At 58.9% G+C, this 13595-nt stretch carries 20 protein-coding genes; 10 read left to right on the top strand and 10 right to left on the bottom strand.

Annotation, left to right across the window (positions count from 1 at the left end; translation table 11 throughout):
* Nucleotides 1-198: 198 nt before the first annotated feature.
* Nucleotides 199-993 (bottom strand): response regulator, encoded by a 795-nt coding sequence (locus R6X40_RS01025; RefSeq protein WP_318410239.1) that lies wholly within the window; start codon nucleotides 991-993, stop codon nucleotides 199-201.
* 141 nt (nucleotides 994-1134) lie between these two features.
* Between R6X40_RS01025 and R6X40_RS01030 the strand changes: the two genes are divergently transcribed.
* The 3 genes from R6X40_RS01030 to R6X40_RS01040 all read left to right on the top strand — a co-directional run bounded on the left by R6X40_RS01030 (nucleotide 1135) and on the right by R6X40_RS01040 (nucleotide 3579).
* Nucleotides 1135-1332, top strand: coding sequence for a NepR family anti-sigma factor (locus R6X40_RS01030; RefSeq protein ID WP_318410241.1), 198 nt, complete (start codon nucleotides 1135-1137; stop codon nucleotides 1330-1332).
* A gap of 8 nt (nucleotides 1333-1340) precedes the next feature.
* Nucleotides 1341-1895 (top strand): RNA polymerase sigma factor, encoded by a 555-nt coding sequence (locus tag R6X40_RS01035; RefSeq protein ID WP_318410243.1) that lies wholly within the window; start codon nucleotides 1341-1343, stop codon nucleotides 1893-1895.
* A 178-nt stretch (nucleotides 1896-2073) separates the two neighbouring features.
* On the top strand, nucleotides 2074-3579 hold the full coding sequence (locus R6X40_RS01040; RefSeq protein ID WP_318410245.1) for a sensor histidine kinase: 1506 nt from the start codon (nucleotides 2074-2076) through the stop codon (nucleotides 3577-3579).
* Between the two features lie 18 nt (nucleotides 3580-3597).
* Here the strand turns inward: R6X40_RS01040 and R6X40_RS01045 are convergent, their stop codons facing one another.
* From R6X40_RS01045 to hemP, 7 genes are all read right to left on the bottom strand, one after another.
* Entirely contained in the window at nucleotides 3598-4029 is a 432-nt protein-coding gene (locus R6X40_RS01045) for a hypothetical protein (protein WP_318410246.1), read from the bottom strand.
* A gap of 119 nt (nucleotides 4030-4148) precedes the next feature.
* Complete coding sequence (locus R6X40_RS01050; RefSeq protein WP_318410248.1) at nucleotides 4149-4538, bottom strand: hypothetical protein; 390 nt, start codon at nucleotides 4536-4538, stop codon at nucleotides 4149-4151.
* Between the two features lie 144 nt (nucleotides 4539-4682).
* Nucleotides 4683-5468, bottom strand: coding sequence for a heme ABC transporter ATP-binding protein (locus tag R6X40_RS01055; RefSeq protein WP_318410249.1), 786 nt, complete (start codon nucleotides 5466-5468; stop codon nucleotides 4683-4685).
* Between the two features lie 3 nt (nucleotides 5469-5471).
* The gene (locus R6X40_RS01060; protein WP_318410250.1) at nucleotides 5472-6596 is read right to left on the bottom strand and encodes an iron ABC transporter permease; all 1125 of its coding nucleotides are present in this window, start codon (nucleotides 6594-6596) and stop codon (nucleotides 5472-5474) included.
* Nucleotides 6583-7533, bottom strand: a complete 951-nt coding sequence (locus R6X40_RS01065; protein WP_318410252.1) for a hemin ABC transporter substrate-binding protein — start codon at nucleotides 7531-7533, stop codon at nucleotides 6583-6585. The genes R6X40_RS01060 and R6X40_RS01065 overlap by 14 nt, the downstream gene beginning before the upstream one ends.
* Nucleotides 7534-7543: 10 nt before the next feature.
* Nucleotides 7544-8602: a hemin-degrading factor gene (locus R6X40_RS01070; RefSeq protein ID WP_318410253.1), complete on the bottom strand. Its 1059-nt coding sequence runs from the start codon at nucleotides 8600-8602 to the stop codon at nucleotides 7544-7546.
* 9 nt (nucleotides 8603-8611) lie between these two features.
* Nucleotides 8612-8749, bottom strand: coding sequence for a hemin uptake protein HemP (gene hemP, locus R6X40_RS01075; RefSeq protein WP_412178318.1), 138 nt, complete (start codon nucleotides 8747-8749; stop codon nucleotides 8612-8614).
* Nucleotides 8750-9014: 265 nt separating this feature from the next.
* Here hemP and R6X40_RS01080 point away from each other — a divergent pair, with 265 nt between their 5' ends.
* The 5 genes from R6X40_RS01080 to R6X40_RS01100 all read left to right on the top strand — a co-directional run bounded on the left by R6X40_RS01080 (nucleotide 9015) and on the right by R6X40_RS01100 (nucleotide 11641).
* Nucleotides 9015-9449: a hypothetical protein gene (locus R6X40_RS01080; RefSeq protein WP_412178319.1), complete on the top strand. Its 435-nt coding sequence runs from the start codon at nucleotides 9015-9017 to the stop codon at nucleotides 9447-9449.
* Nucleotides 9450-9474: 25 nt separating this feature from the next.
* Nucleotides 9475-10392: a TonB family protein gene (locus R6X40_RS01085; protein WP_318410255.1), complete on the top strand. Its 918-nt coding sequence runs from the start codon at nucleotides 9475-9477 to the stop codon at nucleotides 10390-10392.
* A gap of 172 nt (nucleotides 10393-10564) precedes the next feature.
* Entirely contained in the window at nucleotides 10565-10984 is a 420-nt protein-coding gene (locus R6X40_RS01090) for a DUF2325 domain-containing protein (protein WP_318410257.1), read from the top strand.
* Nucleotides 10985-11046: 62 nt separating this feature from the next.
* A complete protein-coding gene (locus R6X40_RS01095; RefSeq protein WP_318410259.1) occupies nucleotides 11047-11316 on the top strand; it encodes a hypothetical protein in 270 nt (89 codons plus the stop codon).
* Nucleotides 11317-11326: 10 nt separating this feature from the next.
* Nucleotides 11327-11641, top strand: coding sequence for an antibiotic biosynthesis monooxygenase (locus R6X40_RS01100; protein WP_318410260.1), 315 nt, complete (start codon nucleotides 11327-11329; stop codon nucleotides 11639-11641).
* Nucleotides 11642-11697: 56 nt separating this feature from the next.
* Here R6X40_RS01100 and R6X40_RS01105 read toward each other — a convergent pair whose 3' ends face one another.
* Nucleotides 11698-12066 (bottom strand): DUF423 domain-containing protein, encoded by a 369-nt coding sequence (locus R6X40_RS01105; protein WP_318410262.1) that lies wholly within the window; start codon nucleotides 12064-12066, stop codon nucleotides 11698-11700.
* A 2-nt stretch (nucleotides 12067-12068) separates the two neighbouring features.
* A complete protein-coding gene (locus R6X40_RS01110) occupies nucleotides 12069-12464 on the bottom strand; it encodes a group II truncated hemoglobin (protein ID WP_318411264.1) in 396 nt (131 codons plus the stop codon).
* A gap of 153 nt (nucleotides 12465-12617) precedes the next feature.
* Between R6X40_RS01110 and R6X40_RS01115 the strand changes: the two genes are divergently transcribed.
* Nucleotides 12618-13178 carry a TetR/AcrR family transcriptional regulator gene (locus R6X40_RS01115; RefSeq protein WP_318410264.1) on the top strand — a complete coding sequence of 187 codons (561 nt, stop codon included), beginning with the start codon at nucleotides 12618-12620 and terminating at the stop codon, nucleotides 13176-13178.
* A 51-nt stretch (nucleotides 13179-13229) separates the two neighbouring features.
* The gene (locus R6X40_RS01120) at nucleotides 13230-13571 is read left to right on the top strand and encodes a DMT family transporter (RefSeq protein WP_318410265.1); all 342 of its coding nucleotides are present in this window, start codon (nucleotides 13230-13232) and stop codon (nucleotides 13569-13571) included.
* The last annotated feature ends 24 nt before the right edge of the window (nucleotides 13572-13595 follow it).

The raw sequence follows: 13595 nt of genomic DNA on the forward strand, positions 1-13595 counted from the left end.
TACCCACGCGAAGCGCCTTCCATTTTCTGATCGGTTCTCAATGCCATTCCCGTGCTCGGCAAAGGGCGAAAATCCGATCGGCATACGGCCGGAAATGGGCCCGGCTCTCATGCCTAAAATTTACACGGGGGTTAATCGGTTTCCCCCGTGTCATTTTCCAATGAGATTATTCGACCACTGTTTCTGGCAGAAGCAATCTCAGGCCGCAGCCTTCGTGGATTCATTGAAGAACAATGCCTGGCTGATCAGGGCCTTCACCATGTCCGGGTTAAACGGTTTTGTGACCAGGAAGGTTGGTTCGGGCCGCTCGCCGGTCAAAAGGCGCTCTGGAAATGCGGTGATGAAAATCACCGGAATGGCAGTATTTTTCAGGATGTCGTTGACGGCGTCGATGCCAGAGCTGCCATCGGCCAGCTGGATATCGGCAAGCACCATGCTTGGCCGCGTCGCCTTGAACAGGGCAACGGCTTCGTCGCGCGTGCGGGCAATGCCGGTGACTGTGTGTCCCAGGCTTTCGACCATCTGCTCGATGTCGATCGCGATCAGCGGCTCGTCCTCGATGATCATGATGTCTGTTGCCACCTGCCGCGAAATCTCTTCCGACGCGCGCTCAAGCAGCTGGTTCATGCCGCTTTCGGTGGTGTCGAGAACCTCGGCCGCTTCGCTTGAGCGGAACCCTTCGACGGACACCAGCAGGAAAGCCTGACGGGCGAGTGGCGACACGGAAGCAAGATTGATCGACGCGCGCTTTTCCCAGGCAAAGGGCGAAACCGGTTCCGGGATCAGGACGGACGATGAACCGAACAACTTGGTATAAAGCTGAAACAGGGCGACCCTGTCGTTGCTCGCCTCCGGGAAAATGCTGACATCTGCGATCAGTGCTTCCAGAACGGCTGCGACATAGGCGTCGCCCGATGTCTGCGATCCGGTCAATGCGCGCGAATATCGGCGCAGATAGGGCAGAAACGGAGCGATCCGGGTGGAAAGTGACATATAAAACTCCCTCAATCTGGCCGAGACTGGTGGCCATGACAGCCGGAAAACGCGGCGCGAAAAAAAAGGTTCCTTTCGGCGGAACATTTTTTTTCGCCGCGCATTATGCTGCCAGATGAATATTGAAGGTATTTGGCATTGATGACCGATAAACTTGGGGCAGGGCGCGAAACTGGACGGTTCGCGCGCACCGACAATCCAAACGCGCAGATTGCAACGAAGCTCCGCGCGCTCTATCTTTCTGTCCAGGAAGAAGCAATTCCGGACCGCTTTCTCGATCTGCTGGAAAAGCTCGATGCTGTCGAGCAACGCCAGTCGATGCCGGATGTCGCAGAATGAGTGGCGCCATGACGTCTGAGGAACCCAGTTTCAAGCGTGAAATGCTCGCAGCCCTTCCAAGTCTGCGTGCCTTTGCCATGTCGCTGATCGGCCGGCATGATCGCGCTGACGATCTGGTTCAGGACACCATCATGAAGGCATGGGCTAAGCAGGACCACTTCGAGATGGGCACCAACATGAAGGCATGGCTATTCACCATCCTTCGTAACGAACTCTATAGCCAGATGCGCAAACGCGGCCGCGAGGTTCAGGACAGCGACGGCTATTTTACTGAGTCGCTTGCCCAGCATCCGGCGCAATATGGGTCTCTCGATCTTCAGGATTTCAAGCGGGCCCTGGATACGCTTCCGCCCGACCAGCGCGAAGCTATCATTCTTGTCGGCGCCTCAGGCTTTTCCTATGAAGAGGCAGCGGAAATCTGCGGTTGCGCACTTGGCACGATCAAGAGCCGCGTCAACCGCGCCCGCCAGCGTCTGCAGGATATTCTGCAGGTAACCGGTGAAAACGAATACGGTCCGGATGCCACGTCTGCGCCAATGACGTCGCGGGCTTTCATCTCCTGACATCGCCTTCATCGCTCGCTGAACTTGGTCGCCAAGGCTCGGCGGGCGTTTGCTGCGACAGAAGCCTCGCTTTGTGTGATTGCTTCGCCGCCCGCGATCGTGCAGAAACTGTGGCGGGCGCATTGCGGCGCTGAGGTTGTGCGGGATTTTGGTGCTGCCTGGGTTGGGTATGGAATTCATGAGTAAACAGACGAGTGATCTGCAGCCAGCAGTGGCAGCTGCTCTGGCCTCAGCCCAAAGGCTTGATGTCCTGCGCACGGTCGTCCCGGATATGGCCGAACCGGACGCGGATTTCCGCGATCTCGCCGATATCGCCGCCACTCTCTTTCAAGCTCCCGTTGCTTTGGTGACCCTTGTCGATGCGGAAAGCCAATGGTTCAAGGCCGCCAGCGGTATCGATGAGATACAGGCGCCAGCGGCCGGTTCCTTTTGTGTTCATACGATCGCCGGGCCCCTGGATGGAGCGCTGGTGGTTGCTGATGCCACGACGGACGCTCGTTTTTCTGATCAGCCGCGTGTCGTCGGGGCACCTTTCTTGCGATTTTACGCCGGTGTTCCGCTGGTCATCGAAGGCCAACCGGTGGGCACGATCTGTGTTTTCGATGTCAAACCACGCGAGGAGCTTGATCCGCAGCTCGTTGTGCAGCTGCAAAGGCTGTCCCGCGTCGCTTCCTCTCTCTTTTCGTTAAAGCATGAGGCCCATCAACGCGCCCTGAAGGAAGCTGCGCTCTCCCGCGAGGAGCAGCGGCAGGCGATGGCGCTGGATGCTGCCAATGTCGGCAGCTGGCTTTGGGATATTCGCTCGGGCAATGTTTCCTGTAATCAGCCAATGCTGCGGATGTTCGGCATGCCGTTCGCCAAAAGTGTGCAGGCCCGGGATATCTTTGGCGCCATTCATCCTGAGGACCGCGTGGCGACGCTTTCGAAGTTGCGTTCGGCGATGACGCAGGACCGGGAATATGACGGAACCTTCCGTGTGGCATCGACGGGGCGTTGGCTGCTCGGCCGGGGCCGGGTTCACGAGCGCGATGCCAAGGGCAAGCCGACCGTTTTTCTCGGAATCAATATCGATGTGACTGAGGAGCAGGGGGCGACCCAGCGAACCCGGCTTTTGCTGCGTGAACTCAATCACCGCGTCAAGAATACGCTGGCCATGCTGCAATCATTGGCGCGTCAGACGCTGCGGCAGACAAGCGACCCGCAGGAATTCATGACGGCGTTTGCCGGGCGGTTGCAGGCGATTTCTGAAGCGCACGGGCTCCTCTCTGATCATGAATGGGGCGAAATCCGCCTGTCCGCTTTGCTGGCCAAACAGTTGGCACCGCATGTGCGTGATTATGAAAAGCAGATCGAGATCCATAAGGACGAAATTCTGCTCGGACCGGATCAGGCTGTCGGTCTGGGGTTGGTTCTGCATGAGTTGGCAACCAACGCCGCAAAGTACGGATCATTGTCGGTTTATCACGGCCGTGTGGTGTTGACGGCACGCAGCGTCGATGAAGACGGCCGCCGTGTGCTACACATGACCTGGACGGAGGTCGGTGGCCCGCCGGTCGAAGAGCCGGCGCGGCGTGGTTTCGGCTCCATCCTGATCGAACGCAGCCTGGACAAGGTGATGGGCAGTTCGGTGAAAGTCGAATATCTACCGGCAGGTCTGACCGCGATCGTCCGCCTGCCGCTCTGAAAACCGTTTCTACCGATATCAAGATCGGTTGTTGTCACCTGACTTGCGCATCAGTCCGAGAACCGTACCAACGCCGACTGCAAGGCCGGCGGCCAGAAGCGGCTGCTTGCGGAAAAGGGTCAATGCCGTGGCGATGGCGAATGTGGTCTGCGCCTGCGAGCGGCGGCGCTTTTCGGCCGCGAGACGCTTATCGCGCGCATTGAGCGCGTACATGATCCCTATGATGATAAGGCCGATCACGATGGAAACCGCGGCAAGAATGAGGGTGGCTTTCAACGGCGTATACAGCGCGCTTAAATAAATTGCGCCGGCCACGAGTGCGAAGATGTAAGCGGTCAGGAAGAACAGCGATGCAACAGCCCACATCGCACCGTTGCGCTTGTAGCGCGACACGGTAACGCCGACATCCGTCACGACAAGAGCCGAAAGCATTGCGGCCAGAGGACCCATTTTTTTCTCCAGGAGGCGGATGGCACAAAGGCTGGCTGACAACCGTGTTGTTTCGCCAGCCTTTGACAGGAATGCAGGCGGCCGCCCATATGGACTGCCACCTGCCAGGATCGGCGTGTTTATCGGCGGATCAGCGCAGCAACCAGCAGGCCAAGTGCGGCAGCAGCGCCCAAAGTGGCGACCGGGTGCTGGCGCACCGTATGGCGAACCTGCTTTTCGGTTACCGAATAGCGGCTCCGCAGTTCGGCAAACAGCGCCTCGCCATTTTCCAGGAGGTCCTGAAGTCCGGCTTCGGCCTGATCCCGGGCATCATAGGCACGCTCACGCACATCCCGGGATGCTTCGGATGCCCTGGAGCGCACGTCTTTCGATGCATCTGCACCGCGTTGCGACAGGAGCTTGGCCAGTGATGCGATCTCGTCGCGGATTTCGCTTATCTGATCTTCGATCGGGGCATCGAGAAGGCTGCCGTTGCGCTTCTTTGCGCCGGAAAATAGACCTGTGGCCATTAAAAAATTCCTTCATACGTCGGGACTGCGACCTCAGGCCAAGCCCCGGTGTGCGGGTCGTGCCGACACGTGACATGGTCACAGTGTCAGCGGTTCACCCCATCAACGCGCAAAAAGGTTTTTGGTTCCATCGCCGCGCGCTATCTAGGCGGCCGTATGGGGAAGGACGAACGGGACATTGCCCATCGGCGTTGCATTGACGCGCATGGCGCAGCCGAACACCGCTTCCATCACAGCATCCGTCATGACGTCGTTTGGATGTCCCGTCGCGTGGACGCGTCCGGCCTTCATCATGATCATTCGGTCGGCGAACATCGCAGTCAGATTGAGATCGTGCATGATGGCAATGACACCGCCACCGCGGTCGCAGAAATTCCGGGCCAGCCGCATGATGGTCAGCTGGTGGCGGATGTCGAGGCTCGATACCGGCTCGTCAAGCAGCAGAAAGGCGGGCTCGCCATGCTGGACCGGTTCCCAGATCTGACACAGCGCACGGGCGAGCTGGACACGCTGTTGCTCACCACCGGAAAGCTCCTGGTAGAACCGGCCTGCAAACCCGGACAGATCGACCGCTTCCAGGGCATCGCGCGCAATCCGGTCGGTGTTGGCCGCATCGGCCTTCGCTCCGCCTGACAGCCCCATGCGGACGATTTCACGCACGGTGAAGGGAAAGGAAATGACGGTCGATTGCGGCAGAACGGCACGTTTCAACGCCAGTTCCCAAGGCTTCAGTGTCGAAATGTTGTGACCGTTGATACTGACGGTGCCGTTATAAGGCAGTTCGCCGGCGATAGCCTTGAGGCTGGTGGTCTTGCCGGAACCGTTAGGGCCGACGATTGCCGTCAGCTGGCCGGCCGCAGCTTCTATGCTCACGCTGTGCAGCACCTGGGTGCCGGAAAGCCGGACGGAAAGATTGTTGGCCTTGATCATGGTCTAAAGCCCCATATGGGAGCGCCCGCGCAGCAGGATCCACAGAAAGAACGGCGCGCCGGCAAACGCGGTGATGATGCCGATCGGCAATTCGGCCGGCGGGACAATGGTGCGGGCGATCATATCGGCAAAGATCAGCAATGTACCGCCGAGCAGGGCGGATGCCGGGAGCAGATATCGGTGGTCCGGGCCAATCACCATTCGCAGAACATGCGGAACGACGATGCCGACAAAGCCGATACCGCCGCTGACAGCAACCGAAGCACCGGTGGAGGCCGCGACGCTGACGATGGCGATGTTCTTCAGCCTTTGGACCGGAATGCCCATGTGGAAGGCAGCAGCCTCTCCAAGAGTCAGGGCATTGAGGCCGCGCGCGAGGAACGGAACGACCGCCAGCGAAACGAGGATGATCGGACCGGCCGACAGGATTTTCATCCAGTTGGCACCAGCCAGCGAGCCGAGGCCCCAGAAGGTCAAGTCGCGCAATTGTTTGTCGTCGGCCATGAAAATCAGGACGCCGCTGACCGCGCCAGCCAAAGCGCCCAGTGCGATACCGGCAAGCAGCATGGTGGCGACGGACGTCTGGCCGCTGCGGGTGGCGATCTTGTAGAGCAGCAAAGTCGTGATGAGGCCACCGATGAAGGCTGCAACCGGCAGAGCATAGAAGCCGAAGACCGCAAAGAGCGGACCGAAAAAAGAGCTGCCGAGCACGATGAGCAGGACTGCACCAAGGCTCGCTCCCGAGGAAACGCCGACCAATCCCGGGTCTGCAAGCGGATTGCGGAACAGGCCTTGCATCACAGCGCCCGAGACGGCAAGCGAGGCGCCGACCATCAGGCCGAGTACGGCGCGCGGCAGACGAATATCGAGGATGATGATCCGGTCGCGGACGCTCAAGGCCTGCTCGGCGCCTTCGATGCGGAGGAGCCAACGCAGAACGTTGCTCAGCGAGGCATCGGCAGCGCCCGTCATGATCGAGGCTGTAAACATCGCGGCGGCGGCCACGATGAGCACGAGGATGAGCAACTGGGCGAGCCGCGAACGGTCGCCCAACTGCCAATCGGATTTCAAGCGGGCTGCAAAAGACTGCGACCGGCCATCACCCGCGACCATTTCACTGCGAGGCATTCGGCTTTTTTCCGTAGATAGCGGCATTGAGTTCGCGCACCGAGCTTGCGGTTCGCGGACCAAAGCCAAGCATATGAAGGCCGTCCATGCGGATGATTGCCCGGGTCTTCGCCGCAGGCGTCAGGCTCAGGGCCGGATGGCTGAACAGTTCGTCGTCGCTGGCGGCGTGGCCACCGCTTCGGGTCATCATCAGGACGACATCGGGTTTGGCTTCGATGATGGCTTCGTCTGTCAGCGGCTTGTAGCCCTGGAATGTGCCGGTGGCGTTGACGGCGCCGGAGAGTGTAATGATGCCATCGGCAGCCGTGCCAGCGCCGGACGCCATGACCTTGCCGCCCTGTGTGCTCAGGATGAAGATCACGCGCTTGCGCTCGCTTTCCGGACGCTTGGCGGCATCTGCGACCGCTGCGTCGAGGTCGGCTTTGACCTGCTCGGAAAGAACGGACGCCTTTTCAGGGACACCGAGAAAATCTCCGACAGCACGGATTTTCAAGAGAATGCCGTCACGGTCGTAGGTTTCCGGAGCCGTCTGGAAGGGAATATTGGCGTCCTTGAGAACGGCGAGTGTCTCGGCCGGGCCGCTACCTTCGACGGCGATGATGGCACTCGGATTGATGGCGATCACGCCTTCCGGTGACAGTTGCCGCATGTAGCCGACATCCGGAAGCTTGGTTGCTGCTTCCGGATAAAGGCTGGTCGAATCGCGGCCGACGAGCTTTCCTTGTTCGCCGAGTGCGTAGATGATCTCGGTGATGGCTCCGCCAACCGACACGAGCCGGGAGGTGTCGGGCTTCTGCATTTCCTGTGCGACAGCCGAGCGGACGAAGGATGCGCCATCGGGCAGGGCTACCGGCAGCACAAAGGGGGTGGAGACTGCGAAGAGCGCCAAAGCCAGTTCCCAGGAACGCAGCCGACGGAGATTATAGGGAGCTTTCATGAGCGTTCCTTCAGGCAGCTTCGGTGATATCGAGCCGGACGAGATTTTCCATGACGGAGCGCCATTCCTCGCGTTCGGCAAAGCCTTCCTTGCGCTTTCCGAAGAACTGGATGACCATGTCGCCCTTGGCGTCGAGCGCTTCGAGCGAGGTTACATGGCCGTCGGCGGTCGGCTTGCGAACCGCCCAGATCTCGGCAAGGTGATCGCTGCGCAGGTGCAGATGCAATGTCGGATCCATGATGTTGAGCCAGGGACCCATGGTCTGGATATTGGCCACCGGACCGGAATGGATCTGGATGATGCCGTGATTGCCGACGAAACACATGATCGGCACTTCAATCCTGGCCGATTCGCGCAACATCGCTTCGACGGCTTCCGGGTGCAGTTTCCAGGCGTAATCCTCGCCGACTGACTGCAGCGCCTGGCGGCGGCCGAGCTTCAGCTTGCGCAGCAGTCCATGGAACTGGTGCGTATCGGTCATCTTGCTCCACTCGTCACGCAGTGTCGCAACATCGACCGGTACGGTCTCGCCATCGGCGATGCTGTCGACCTTGGTCTCAGGGATGAATTCCTCCGACTGATCATCAAGCCGGAACGCGTCGACAATGCTGTTATAGGCATCGAGATTGGAGGCGGGGCGCAGATGGACCTTGTGAACAGCGGTTCCCTGCTTGTCGAAGAACTGTAGGCTGCGGCGCACGTCGTCGCCATCGGTCTTGGTCACGGCAAAGCCATGTGCCCAGGCGCCGGGAAAGATGCGCAGGTCGATATTCTCGCCGAGCACGATCGAGGCATGTTTGCCGGGTGTGATGTTCTCGTAGATACCGATCTTTTCGTGAACAGCGCTTTCGTTGCGGGTCAGTGCCATGACTTCGCCGAGCTCCGCTGCGCGTTCCAGAAAGCGATTGGCGCCGCCATCGATCCGGATGCTGGTCAGGCCACATTCGGCGGCAACGAGGGCGGCTTCCGAAATGCCAAGCTGAGCAGCGATATCGCGCTCGCGCATCTTCGGATTTTCAGCCCTGTAGGCACGGATTTCGGTCGGGGTCGGGCGGGATGTTTGGGTCATGTGTCTGGCCTATTTGTTCAGAATAAGTTTGCCCTGGCGGGTGATCTTCATGCGATAGATCGCGCCTTCATGTGCGATAAGGATTTCGTTTCCGCCGCGGAAAAGCTCGCGGCTTTCGACTATGCGCTGCGTCTGGCCTGCCGGCAAAACGAGCGGCACGGCTTCTGGTTCATTCGGTGTCACAGGCTTCCGGTCCTGATCGTGGCGGTCAAAACCGGGGATTTTTCCCCTTCTTTGACCGGGTCATTGTGATTAGTATCTTGACTTCATTACTCATCTTTTATTATGGACGCAATACAGGATTTTTTTAGTCCAGTTTAATTGCCGAGCCGAAATGTGCTGTGTGCGGATGGGCTCCAAATGAGCCGATGTCTCGGTTGCAAGGCCACTCTGTGGGGATGGATAGACTATGATGAAACTTGTTCGCCTGCTCCCTCTGACTGTTCTGATTGCCTTGTCTTCAGGCTCGGCCGTATGGGCGCAGGATGCTGGGACGTCCGGCAACCTGTCGATCGAGATCAACGACCTCACTCCATCCGAAAAAGGCTGCAAGTTGACATTCGTGGCGGCAAACGACCTGCCGCAATCACTGTCGAAAGCCTCCTTTGAATTCGTGCTGTTTGATGAAAAGGGCCTGGTCGAGCGGATGGCTGTTCTCGATTTTCGCGATCTGCCGGCCGGCAAGACGAAGGTTCGGCAGTTCGATCTGCCCGGAACGAAATGCGAGGCTGTGAAGAGCCTGCTGATCAACGACGCCCCGGTTTGCACCGGCGATGGTGTTGCCAAGGACGCCTGCATGAAGGCGTTGAAGACAGGTTCAAAATCACCCGTCGAACTGAAGGGCTGATGCGGGTTTCGTATCGGTATCTGTGATGAACACTACGATCAAATGGACCGGGGCGATCCTGCTCTCGCTGCTGGCACATGCTGGCGCGACACAACTGTTCGAGCCGAACGAAAAGCCGCTCGATCAAGCATTGTTTGCAGGCGGCGAAGCTATGGAAGTGGCTGTTCTCGGCAACGCCTTCGAAGAGACTGTGCTGGCTGGCGATCCCACCGAAGCGATCGAGCCGGAAAAGGTGGAGCCCGAAGAGGTCGTGCCGGAACCGCTGGAAGTGGCGGAGATAGCGCCGGTTCCATCCGAAGTGACAGCGGAGACGCCGACGGATATCGTTCCCACCGAAGCCGATGTCATTCTTCCTGCAGAAGAAATTGTGCCGGCAACTGCCGAACAGCCGGAAATCAGGGCAACCGTTGCGCCGGTAGAGACCGTCATTCCCGAGGAAAAGCCGGAAATCAAACCCGAGCCTGAAAAGAAACCGGAACCGAAGAAGGAACCGGACAAGGAGAAGCCTAAGAAGAAGCCTGTCCGCAAGAAGGCGGGCGATGCCGGCAAGCAGGTCGAAACCGTGACCAAAGGCCAGGCGGATGGTGTCGAAGGCGCCGTTGCCACGGCCAGCACCGGCAAGAAGGGCAAGATGGACCAGGCATTCGGCAATGCGGCGGAAAGCAACTATACAGGCAAGGTCCGCTCGAAGGTTCAGCGGCATTTCAAATATCCCAGATCGGCCGACCGGGCGGGGGTACAGGGAACCGTGACGGTGAGCTTCACTGTATCTGGCAGCGGTGGGGTGAGTGGCGTCCGGATCGTTCGGGGGTCTGGCTCACCTGTGCTTGACGAGGCCGCGTTGAACGCTGTTCGGCAGGCTGCGCCGTTCCCCAAGATTCCAGAGGCTGCCAATCGTGTCAGCTGGCTCTTTAACTTGCCGCTTCAATTCGGTCGCCGATGACGGAGTAAACCCGTTTTTCACGGGTTTGCGCCTCGCCACATCCGTTGTGGCGCAACGCTTGCAGATAATATGATAAAAAAACTCATGTTTATACTTTACTATTTTTATCAAGTTAAATAGGGTTCCCGCACGATCAGCCGAACGGCCGATTCCGAAACACGCGGAGACTGACATGGGTGACAAGCGGCATCAGCTCAAGCCGAAGCAAAAGCAGAGCCGGGAGGCAGAAACACGTAATGCTTCGGTTTCTGTCAAGACGCAGGAAACACGTCTGGAGGGGCGCAGCTTCCTCTATGTCGGCGGCCGCGATTGCCAGGTGGCGCATCTTCGCCAGATCGCCAGCTCCCATGGCGCCGAACTGATCCATCATGACGGTGGTCTGCGCGAAGCGGTGTCCCGCATCGACAATATCCTGCCCTCGGTCGACTGCGTCTTCTGCCCGATCGACTGTATCAGCCATGATGCGTGTCTTCGGGTCAAGACCGGCTGCAAGAAGTGGGGCAAGGCCTTTGTGCCTTTGCGCAACGGCAGCAAGTCGAGCCTGGAGCGCGCTTTCCTGGACCTGAAAGCAAGCCGCAGCAACGCCAGTTGACCTGCTGTTCGGGCCGATATCCGGGCGCATCTTCAGCCGCCCAATTCTTCTGGAGATAAGAGATGAGCAATGAGCGTCCCGATCAATTCACGATGATCGGACTGCACAAGCTGGCTTCGCAATTCGGCGATGGGCTGGTTCCGGAACTGTATGAGCTATTGTCGCGCCGGGCGCGTTTGGTTGAAGACAATCCGAACGTCGAGGCATTTCCCGTCTGGCACGCCCGCCCGCCGGCGCGCGCGCCGTTGGGGCTTGCGCCTGAGCCAAGAGACAATATCCTGCCATTTCCTTCCAATACTGCAGCGACGGTGCAGGCCAAAAATCAAGCTTGAGGATATCCGCATGTTTTTTGCCATGAATAGGTTCAGGATCGCGATCGGCCACGAAACGGCGTTCGAAGACGTCTGGAAAAACCGCGATTCCAGCCTGGCAGAAAATGCTGGCTTTAAGGAGTTCAAGCTCTTGCGCGGCGATACCGTTGCTGACGAAGGCTACACTTTGTTTGTGTCGAGTTCGATCTGGGAAAGCCGGGACGCCTTTACCGCCTGGACAAAGTCGGAGAATTTTCGCGCGGCACATAAGAGCGCTGGCGATAACCGGGCGATGTATCTTGGGCCTCCGAAGTTTGAAGGTTTCTCCGTCGTCGAAGGCGCATAGAGCCATTGCAGCAAAAGTGCGCAGCGATTTTGCGTCCGGAATTGCGCAGAAATGGTCTAGCTTTCTTTCCGCATGAAGAATGCACCGGCTGCGACGGAGAGCCAGCCGAGCATCATCAAAACGCCGCCTGATGGTGCTGACATCGGAAACAGTCCGTGACCGAGGAAATGGCGCGCGGTCAGATCGGCGGCAAACAGGGCCGTTCCTGCCGAAAGCAGCAAGGCTGCAATCGCCGCCGTCCGCATGACCGGCCAGGCGGCATATAGCGCGATCAGGGCAGGGGCGTGCGCCAGACACATTGCCGAAGCGCCACCCAGCAGGCGTGGATCCGCTCCATGAGACGCAGCAGCGGCGCTGATAACTCCGAACAGCCCCATCAGGCCGGCGATGAAAAGGGTAACCGGCCGAAACTGCCCGTTCTGCATGTCTATTCGTCCTTGTTCTGCATATGATGGGCAAGCCGTGTCACCGGCTCCAGAATGATCGATCGCAATTGCGGATGCGGCACCGTCTCTTCCAGTGCTCGCGTAAAGCACAGCAGCCATTCGTCGCGTTCCTCCGCGCCGATTGCAGCACCGAAATGGCGGCTTCTGAGGCGAGGGTGGCCGCGCTTGTCGGTGTAGAGCGGCGGTCCGCCGAGCCAGCCGGTGAGGTATTCGTAGAATTTCTCTTCACTGCCAGTGAGATCGGCCGGATGGATGGCCCGGCAGCGGGCGGCTTCCGGCAACGTATCCATCAATTGATAGAAACGATGAGTGAGCGCCCGGACGGTGCCGTCGCCGCCGATAGCGTTGTAAAGTGTTTCCGTCTGGCCGTCGGTCATCATAATGCCCCTGCTCGATAGCCGTTCTAGCGTGTCATGCTCTGCCGTTCCAACCGTTTTTCACGGGGGAACAAGGGTTGCGTCGATTGATCGCGTCGAAATCCGGAAATTGAATTGCCTTGACAAACCGTCCAGACGGTATCTTAATGCCTCATGTCCATCGCTCACCATCGCCGCAAGCAACCGGAACTGGTCCGCCAGCAACTGCTGGAGGTGGCCGCGCGACTGTCGTTGGAGCAGGGGGCCGCGGGCGTGACGCTCGATGCGGTGTCGCAGGCAGCCGGCGTCAGCAAAGGCGGTTTGCTGCATCATTTCCCCAACAAGATGGCGCTTCTGAACGGTCTCTTCGACGATCTGACGGAGAAACTCGATCGGGCGATCGAGGAGGAAATGCGCAACGATCCGGTCGCCCACGGCCGTTTCACCCGCGCTTACCTGTCCGTCGTCTTTGCGCTGGAGGAGGATGCGGATGCCCAGGGTTGGCAAGTCCTGACCGTTGCTCTTCTGTCCGAGCCGCAGTTGCGTGAACGCTGGCGGTTATGGGTGGCGGATCACGCCGATGAATTCGTCGGCACCGATTCCTCGGCCGGATGTCTGCTGGCGCGGTTTGCTGCAGATGGTCTTTGGCTGGCGGATATCCTCAAAAGCCACGATCTCGACCAGTCGATGCGTCAGGCGATGCGGGCGCAACTCGTGGCACTTTCCCTGCAATAAAAGGCCCCTGCCATATTCTGGCTCTGCAATCATCGGCGATCGGAACCTTACATGAACCCTGCAATGCTCTACGCCGTGCTCGTCGTCGCCATTGTTTTCGAGGTGCTCGGCACATCGGCAATGCAGGCCGCCCAGCATTTTACCAAGCTGGTGCCAACACTCATAATGGTAGTCTGCTACGCGATCGCCTTCTATTTTCTGTCCTACACGCTGCGGGTCATTCCGGTCGGTATCGCCTATGCGATCTGGAGCGGCCTCGGCATTGTGCTGATTTCGCTCGTCGGCTATTTTGTCTTCGGGCAGAAGCTTGATCTGGCAGCCATTCTCGGGCTCGGGCTGATCATTGCCGGCGTTGTGGTTCTCAACGTCTTCTCCAAATCCACCTTCCATTAAACCCGTCCTGGCGTCAGATTTTCA

The sequence above is a fragment of the Rhizobium sp. PL01 genome (genome assembly GCF_033447125.1).
GTDB lineage: Bacteria > Pseudomonadota > Alphaproteobacteria > Rhizobiales > Rhizobiaceae > Pararhizobium.

Coding starts and splice junctions, on each gene's coding strand:
- R6X40_RS01090 (WP_318410257.1), top strand. CDS start 10,565: ATGGGTGACAAGCGGCATCAGCTCAAGCCGAAGCAAAAGCAGAGCCGG.
- R6X40_RS01030 (WP_318410241.1), top strand. CDS start 1,135: ATGACCGATAAACTTGGGGCAGGGCGCGAAACTGGACGGTTCGCGCGC.
- R6X40_RS01080 (WP_412178319.1), top strand. CDS start 9,015: ATGAAACTTGTTCGCCTGCTCCCTCTGACTGTTCTGATTGCCTTGTCT.
- R6X40_RS01060 (WP_318410250.1), bottom strand. CDS start 6,596: ATGCCTCGCAGTGAAATGGTCGCGGGTGATGGCCGGTCGCAGTCTTTT.
- R6X40_RS01095 (WP_318410259.1), top strand. CDS start 11,047: ATGAGCAATGAGCGTCCCGATCAATTCACGATGATCGGACTGCACAAG.
- R6X40_RS01040 (WP_318410245.1), top strand. CDS start 2,074: ATGAGTAAACAGACGAGTGATCTGCAGCCAGCAGTGGCAGCTGCTCTG.
- R6X40_RS01105 (WP_318410262.1), bottom strand. CDS start 12,066: ATGCAGAACGGGCAGTTTCGGCCGGTTACCCTTTTCATCGCCGGCCTG.
- R6X40_RS01035 (WP_318410243.1), top strand. CDS start 1,341: ATGACGTCTGAGGAACCCAGTTTCAAGCGTGAAATGCTCGCAGCCCTT.
- R6X40_RS01070 (WP_318410253.1), bottom strand. CDS start 8,602: ATGACCCAAACATCCCGCCCGACCCCGACCGAAATCCGTGCCTACAGG.
- R6X40_RS01045 (WP_318410246.1), bottom strand. CDS start 4,029: ATGGGTCCTCTGGCCGCAATGCTTTCGGCTCTTGTCGTGACGGATGTC.
- R6X40_RS01115 (WP_318410264.1), top strand. CDS start 12,618: ATGTCCATCGCTCACCATCGCCGCAAGCAACCGGAACTGGTCCGCCAG.
- R6X40_RS01085 (WP_318410255.1), top strand. CDS start 9,475: ATGAACACTACGATCAAATGGACCGGGGCGATCCTGCTCTCGCTGCTG.
- R6X40_RS01120 (WP_318410265.1), top strand. CDS start 13,230: ATGAACCCTGCAATGCTCTACGCCGTGCTCGTCGTCGCCATTGTTTTC.
- R6X40_RS01100 (WP_318410260.1), top strand. CDS start 11,327: ATGTTTTTTGCCATGAATAGGTTCAGGATCGCGATCGGCCACGAAACG.
- R6X40_RS01110 (WP_318411264.1), bottom strand. CDS start 12,464: ATGACCGACGGCCAGACGGAAACACTTTACAACGCTATCGGCGGCGAC.
- R6X40_RS01055 (WP_318410249.1), bottom strand. CDS start 5,468: ATGATCAAGGCCAACAATCTTTCCGTCCGGCTTTCCGGCACCCAGGTG.
- R6X40_RS01065 (WP_318410252.1), bottom strand. CDS start 7,533: ATGAAAGCTCCCTATAATCTCCGTCGGCTGCGTTCCTGGGAACTGGCT.
- R6X40_RS01025 (WP_318410239.1), bottom strand. CDS start 993: ATGTCACTTTCCACCCGGATCGCTCCGTTTCTGCCCTATCTGCGCCGA.
- R6X40_RS01050 (WP_318410248.1), bottom strand. CDS start 4,538: ATGGCCACAGGTCTATTTTCCGGCGCAAAGAAGCGCAACGGCAGCCTT.